The sequence below is a fragment of the Nocardiopsis sp. TNDT3 genome, from assembly GCF_003427465.1.
Classification (GTDB): domain Bacteria; phylum Actinomycetota; class Actinomycetes; order Streptosporangiales; family Streptosporangiaceae; genus Nocardiopsis; species Nocardiopsis dassonvillei.
In genome coordinates this window covers 1-6,862 of the sequence record NZ_QPFC01000188.1, presented here as the reverse complement: position 1 = coordinate 6,862, position 6,862 = coordinate 1, and the positions used below count along the sequence as shown (strand labels likewise).

General features: G+C 73.2%; 4 protein-coding genes. 2 read left to right on the top strand and 2 right to left on the bottom strand.

Annotated features, from left to right (window positions below):
• Positions 1-69 precede the first annotated feature (69 nt).
• Both DQW06_RS05100 and DQW06_RS05095 read right to left on the bottom strand, forming a co-directional pair.
• Positions 70-2,385, bottom strand: a complete 2,316-nt coding sequence (locus tag DQW06_RS05100; protein WP_013152622.1) for an FdhF/YdeP family oxidoreductase — start codon at positions 2,383-2,385, stop codon at positions 70-72.
• A 154-nt stretch (positions 2,386-2,539) separates the two neighbouring features.
• Complete coding sequence (locus DQW06_RS05095) at positions 2,540-3,250, bottom strand: hypothetical protein (RefSeq protein ID WP_013152623.1); 711 nt, start codon at positions 3,248-3,250, stop codon at positions 2,540-2,542.
• Between the two features lie 345 nt (positions 3,251-3,595).
• On the opposite strand from DQW06_RS05095, the gene DQW06_RS05090 reads away from it, so the two are divergent.
• Together DQW06_RS05090 and DQW06_RS05085 are read left to right on the top strand one after the other, a co-directional pair.
• Complete coding sequence (locus DQW06_RS05090; RefSeq protein ID WP_013152624.1) at positions 3,596-5,419, top strand: SpoIIE family protein phosphatase; 1,824 nt, start codon at positions 3,596-3,598, stop codon at positions 5,417-5,419.
• A gap of 241 nt (positions 5,420-5,660) precedes the next feature.
• Entirely contained in the window at positions 5,661-6,845 is a 1,185-nt protein-coding gene (locus DQW06_RS05085) for an alcohol dehydrogenase catalytic domain-containing protein (protein WP_013152625.1), read from the top strand.
• Positions 6,846-6,862: the final 17 nt, after the last annotated feature.

Genomic DNA, 6,862 nt, shown 5'->3' with positions numbered 1-6,862 from the left:
GAGGGGTCGCCGGTGTGGCGCGTGGGGCCCGGCGAAGGGACGGACCGGGGCGCCGTTCCGGTCACGGGGTCAAACGGCCCCGGAGTCGGGTTCGAAGCGCACCACCACCGACTTCGACGTCGGCGTGTTGCTCACCTCGGCCGTGGAGTCCAGCGGCACCAGCACGTTCGTCTCCGGGAAGTAGGAGGCCGCGCACCCGCGCGCGGTCGGGTAGTGCACCACCCGGAAGTGCGCCGCGCGCCGCTCCCTGCCGTCGTGCCACTCGCTCACGAGGTCGGTGTAGGCGCCGTCGGCCAGCCCCAGCTCCCGCGCGTCCTCGGGGTTGACCAGCACGACCCGGCGGCCGTCCTTGATGCCCCGGTACCGGTCGTCGAGGCCGTAGACCGTGGTGTTGTACTGGTCGTGCGAGCGCAGCGTCTGCAACAGCAGCCGCCCCTCGGGCACCTCCGGCGCGTACGTGCCGTTCACCGTGAAGTTGGCCAGCCCGGTCGCGGTGGGGAAGCGCCGGTCGTCGCGCGGGGCGTGCGGCAGGGTGAACCCGCCGGGCCTGCGCGCGCGGGCGTTGAAGTCCTCGAACCCCGGCACCACCGCGGCCACGTGCTCGCGCACCCGGTCGTAGTCGGTCAGCTCCGACCACGCCACCGGGAAGTCGCCGAGCACCCGTTCGGCCAGGTCGCAGACGATGTCCACCTCCGAGCGCATGCCCGGCGACAGCGGGGCCAGCACGCCGTGGGAGGCGTGCACCTTGCCCATGGAGTCCTCCACCGTCACCCACCGCGGCTCGCCGTCGCGCAGGTCGCGGTCGCTGCGCCCCAGGGCGGGCAGGATCAGCGCCCGCGTCCCCGTCACCACGTGCGAGCGGTTCAGCTTGGTGGACACGTGCACCGTCAACCCCACCCGGCGCATGGCGTCCTCGGTCACCAGCGTGTCCGGGGTGGCCGCGACGAAGTTGCCGCCCATCGCGAAGAACACCCGCACGTCACCGCGCGCCATGGCGCGGATGGCGTTGACGGTGTCGTACCCGTGCTCACGCGGCGGCGCGAAGCCGAACTCGGCGCCCAGGGCGTCCAGGAACTCCTCGGCCGGGCGCTCGAAGATCCCCATCGTGCGGTCGCCCTGCACGTTGGAGTGGCCGCGCACCGGGCACACGCCCGCGCCCGGGCGGCCCACGTTGCCGCGCAGCAGCAGGAAGTTGACCACCTCGCGGATGGTGGGCACCGAGTGCCGGTGCTGGGTCAGCCCCATCGCCCAGCACACCACGATCCGCTCGGAGGAGGTGACCATCGCGAAGATCCGCTCGATCAGCTCCCGCTCCAGGCCGGTGTCGCGCTCGGTGCGCGCCCAGAACTCCTCGTCCGGCTCGGCCAGCAGCGCCTTGGCGAACTGCTCGAACCCGTGGGTGTGGGAGGAGACGAACTCCCGGTCCAGGGCCGGCTCACCGCGCTCGTCGGCCTCCAGCAGCAGGCGGTTGAGGGCGGAGAACAGGGCGAGGTCGCCGCCCAGCCGCACCTGTGCGAACAGGTCGGTCAGCTCGGTGCCGCGCCCCAGCAGGCCGCCCGCGCGCTGGGGGTTGCGGAACTCGCGCATCCCCGCCTCGGGCAGCGGGTTGACGGTGACGATCCGCGTCCCGGACTTCTTGGCCCGCTCCAGGGCGGTGAGCATGCGGGGGTGGTTGGTGCCGGGGTTCTGCCCGGCCACGATGATGAGGTCGGCCTCGCGCAGGTCCTCCAGGGACACGCTGCCCTTGCCCACGCCGAGGGTCTCGGTCAGGGCCGAACCGGACGACTCGTGGCACATGTTGGAGCAGTCGGGCATGTTGTTCGTCCCGAGGGCGCGGGCGAACAGCTGGTAGCAGAACGCCGCCTCGTTGCTGGTGCGTCCGGAGGTGTAGAACACCGCCTGGTCCGGGGAGTCCAGCGCCCGCAGGTCCTCGGCGACCAGGTCCAGCGCGCGCTCCCAGCTGACCGGCTCGTAGTGGGTGGCGCCCTCGGCCAGGTACAGCGGCTCGGAGAGGCGGCCCTGCTGGCCCAGCCAGTACCCGGACCGCCCGGCCAGCTCGGAGACCGGGTGCTCGGCGAAGAACTCCCCGGTCAGAGCCGTGGCCGTGGCCTCCTCCGCGACGGCCTTGGCGCCGTTCTCGCAGAACTCGGCCCGGTGCCTCTTGTCCCCCTCGGGCCAGGCGCAACCGGGGCAGTCGAAGCCGCGCTTCTGGTTGATCGCGAGCATGGCGGGCAGTCCGCGCCGCACGCCGGTGTGCTCGTTGAGGTGCCGGAGGCTGTTGAGCACGGCGGGGAGTCCGGCCGCGCTGCTCTTGGGCGGGCTGATCCGCGGGGAGTCCTGGGCGGGGTCTGCGTTGTCCGAGTGCTGGTGTCTCACACTGCGCATTCTGGCACTGACCATCCGATGGTGGGACGTCCGGGTGAGCGTCACCGTCCCGGGCGGGGCGCGGAGCGCACGGAGGCCTTCCCGCGCGGGGCGTCGCGCACCGCCCGCCGGAACCGCCGCAGGTCCGAGGGATGACCCCCGGGACCGGCACGCGTCACGACTCGTCGGGATATCCGATGAGCCGCCGTACGGCGGTCGGAGGCCCGTGCGCGCCGGAGGCGGGGTCGAAGACCAGGTCGTCGCGGAAACAGAAGTACAGCCGCTGCCAGATCCCCCACGCGCGGGCCCTGAGGGGCGCGTCCCGCTTCCTGCGCGCTTCGGTGCTCTGGACGTCCCGCAGGACCAGCGCGGTTCCCGCTCCGATCACCAGTGTCCACACGACCATGCCGAACACGAAGGAGGCGAACTGCTCCACTCCTCCGAGCAGGCTCAGGGCGCCGTTGGCCACCAGGCCCACGAGGAGGAGGACCGCGGCGGACGCGATGAGCGCTCTTCTCCACTCCCAACCCAGCAGCCAGCGCAGAACCAGACCGGTGGCCACCGCCGGTACGGCGCCGAAGACACCGAACTGGATCACCAGCGGGGCGGCGAGCACGAGTAGGGCGATTCCGATCCACCGGGCGAGCCCGGGCGCCGTTCCGGGCGGCGCGGGGAAGCTCAGTTGCGCCGCCAGGGTGCTCTGGGAGTGGGAGGTGGAGGAGTGCCGGGCCCGGGCGATCGTCGTTTCGCCGCGCAGCCACGACCATTCGTCATCCCCGCGGACCGTCGATGATCCGGCGCTCCGCGTGGTCGTCGTGCCCTCACGGACCACGGCGGACACCTTGACCGTCCGATCCTGCCGTGAGCACACCGGGCAGTTCGCCACCGGCCGCCTTCCTCCCGCGTCCCCGTGCCATCAGACCTCCAACCGAGGTTAACCGTTGGCGGGGCACCGCGGAAAGGCTTTTCCTCCCGGTTCCGGGGCCCGGCCGGGCCCCTCCCGCGGGTCCGCCGCGGTGTTCGCGGGCGCCCCCTCGGGCGGTGGATGACATGCCGCCGACTCCGCAATGCGCTCCCCGGGCCGCCTCGCGGGGCAGACTGACGGCGCCGGTCATCAGGAGAAACGTGGGTAAGCGAACCGCATGGGTGTCTTCGATCGCAGCCTTCGGACGGCCCCGGCGGGGCCGCAGCCAACTCCCGCGCGGCGGCGCGGCAACCGGAGGGCGGCGCGATGAGCGACGACGGCTGGCCGCTGGAGACCGGCCTGCTGCGCGCGGTGTTCGACAGCGTGGGCGCGGGGATGTTCGTCATCGACACCACCGGCCGGATCACCGCCGCCAACCCCTACGCGCAGCACATCCTCGGCCGGCCCAGGGAGCGGATGCTGGGCCTGGACCTGCACGATCTGCTGCACCGCGACGCGGAGGGGGAGAGGAGCTCCAGGGAGGACTGCCGCGTCCTGGCCGTGCTCGCCAGCGGCCACCCGGCCGAGGGGAGCAGCGAGTCCTTCCTGCGCGGGGACGGCACGCTCGTGCCCATCATCTGGGCGACCACCCCGCTCCAGCACGAGGGACGCCTGGAGGGCGCGGTCATCGTCTTCCACGACTTCCGGGCGCACCGCGACGCCGCCGAGCAGACCGCGGCGCACCTGGCGGCCCTGGAGGAGCTCACCGGCCGGTTGAGCCTGGTCGCGGAGATCTCCGTGGTCCTGGTCTCCACCCTGGACGTGCCCGAGATGCTGGACAGGCTGGTCCGGCTGCTGGTGCCGGAACTGGGGGACTGGGCGGTGGTCGACATGGTCACCGACGGGCGCACCAAGGAGGTGGAGCGCGTCGCCGTGCACGCCCTCGGCGACCAGGACACGGCCGAGGCGCTCAAGGGCACGCTGCCGCCGCTGTCCTCCGACGCCCACGCGGCGCTGATGCGCGCCCTGTACAGCACCCAGCCCGTCCTGTTCGTCGCCGGTGACCTCGCCCGTGAACCGGACGAACCGCTCGCCCGGGCGCACCGGCGGCTGTTCGACCGCCTGGGCGGGCACTCCGCGGTGGTGGTGCCGCTGCACACCCGCAGGCAGGTCTTCGGGGCGCTGACCGTGGCCCGCACCGGGGAGCGGCCCGCCTACACCGACGCCGAGATCCTCGTGCTGGGGGACGTGGCCCGGCGCGCCGGTCTGGTGATGGAGAGCGCTCAGCTCTTCGCGCAGCAGCGCCACGTCGCCGAGACCATGCAGCGCCAGCTCCTGACCCCCCTGCCGCAGGTCGACCACCTGCGCTTCGCCGCCCGCTACCAGCCCGCGCAGCAGGCCGCCGAGATCGGCGGGGACTGGTACGACGCCTTCCTGCTCGCCGACGGCGTCATGACCATGGTCATCGGCGACGTGGTCGGCCACGACCTCCAGGCCGCCGCGCACATGGCCGAGGTCCGCAACATGCTGCGCGCCCTGGCGTGGGACCGCCAGGAACCGCCCAGCCTGATCATGCGGCGGCTGGACGAGGCCATGACCAACACCAGCGACGCCCCCATGGCCACCGCCGTCTTCGCCCGTATCGAGGGCCCCGAGGGCGGGCCCTGGTGTCTGCACTGGGTCAACGCCGGACACCCCCCGCCGCTGCTCGTCACCGCCGACGGCCGCACCCGCTACCTGGAGGACGGCCACGGACCCCTGCTGGGCATGAGCGCCGCCCTGCACCTGGGACTGGACTGGCCCGACGCCCGCGAGGAGATCCCCGCGGAGTCCACCCTGCTGCTGTACACCGACGGCCTCGTCGAGAGCCGCGACCACCCCATCGACACGGGCCTGGCCAACCTGCGCCGCCACGCCGCCGCCCTGGCCCGCCGCGACGTCGAGGACTTCTGCGACGAACTCCTCGCCCGCATCTCCCCCCGCGGTGACGACGTCGCCCTGCTCGCCCTGCGCATCCCGGCGGCGGGAGAGGGGGCGGGCGAGGACACCGCGCCGCCCCAGCACGCGCACAGCCCCGCCGCGCCCGACCGCGGGGCGCCCGGCGCGGCAGTCGAGGACAGCCCGGTCAGGGACACCTCCGAGCGGGGGTGAGCGGGAGCGGACCCGGGCGGGGTACGGGCCCGGTGCTCGGACCCGGAGCGCCGGTCCACGGCGCCTCGGTCCGGTGCGCCGACCGGCTCCAGACCGCACGCCGGGCCCACAGCGGACCGGTTCCGGGGCGCCAGCGACTCCCGTTTCCGCCGACACCGGCCGGGTAGTGGCCGAGGGCAGCCCAGGGGGCCGCGCGCTCCCCAGGCGACGACCGCCACCGTCGTGAGACCAGGGGGAACCAATGAAGGCAGTGGTGTGGAACGGGACCAGGAACGTCGACACCGTGACCGTTCCCGATCCGCGGATCGAGGAGCCCGGTGACGCCCTCGTCCGGATCACCAGTTCGGGCCTGTGCGGATCCGACCTGCACCTGTACGAGGTGCTCGGGCCGTTCATGACCCCGGGGGACATCCTCGGACACGAACCCATGGGCGTGGTCGAGGAGGTCGGTTCCGGCGTCACCTCCCTCACCCCCGGCCAGCGGGTCGTCATCCCCTTCCAGATCTCCTGCGGGCACTGCCTCATGTGCGACACCGGCCTCCAGAGCCAGTGCGAGAACACCCAGGTCGAGGAGCAGGGCATGGGCGCCGCGCTCTTCGGCTACAGCAAGCTCTACGGCTCGGTGCCCGGAGCGCAGGCCGAGTACCTGCGGGTTCCGCGCGCCGAGACCACCGCGGTCCCGGTGCCCGACCAGGGCCCCGACGACCGCTACCTGTTCCTGTCCGACGTGCTGCCGACCGCCTGGCAGGCCGTCCGCTACGCCGACGTCCCCGAGGGCGGGTCGGTGGCCGTCCTGGGGCTGGGGCCGATCGGCGACATGTGCTGCCGGGTCGCCCGCCACCTGGGCGCGGGCCGGGTGTTCGGCGTGGACCCGGTGCCGGAGCGGCGCGCCCGCGCCGCCGCCCGGGACGTGGAGGTGTTCGACTCCTCCAAGGGCACCGACGACGTGGTCCAGGAGATCCGCGACCGTACGGACGGGCGCGGCCCGGACGCGGTCATCGACGCGGTCGGCATGGAGGCGGCCGGGCACGGCTCGGCCAAGTTCGCGCAGCGCGTGGCCAACCTCATGCCCCGGGGCGTGGCGGCCAAGATGATGGAGACGGCCGGGGTGGACCGGCTGACCGCCCTGCACACCGCCATCGACCTGGTGCGGCGCGGCGGGACCGTCTCCCTGATCGGGGTGTACGGCGGCATGGCCGACCCGATGCCGATGCTCACGCTCTTCGACAAGCAGATCCAGCTGCGGATGGGGCAGGCCAACGTGCGCCGGTGGGTGCCGGAGATCCTGCCGCTGCTGGAGGGGTCCGACCCGCTGGGGGTGGACGACTTCGCCACCCACCACGTGGGCCTGGACGCGGCCTCGCTGGCCTACGAGAAGTTCCAGAAGAAGCAGGACGGCGTGTTCAAGGTCGTCTTCCGGCCCTGACCCGCCGGAGGCGGGGG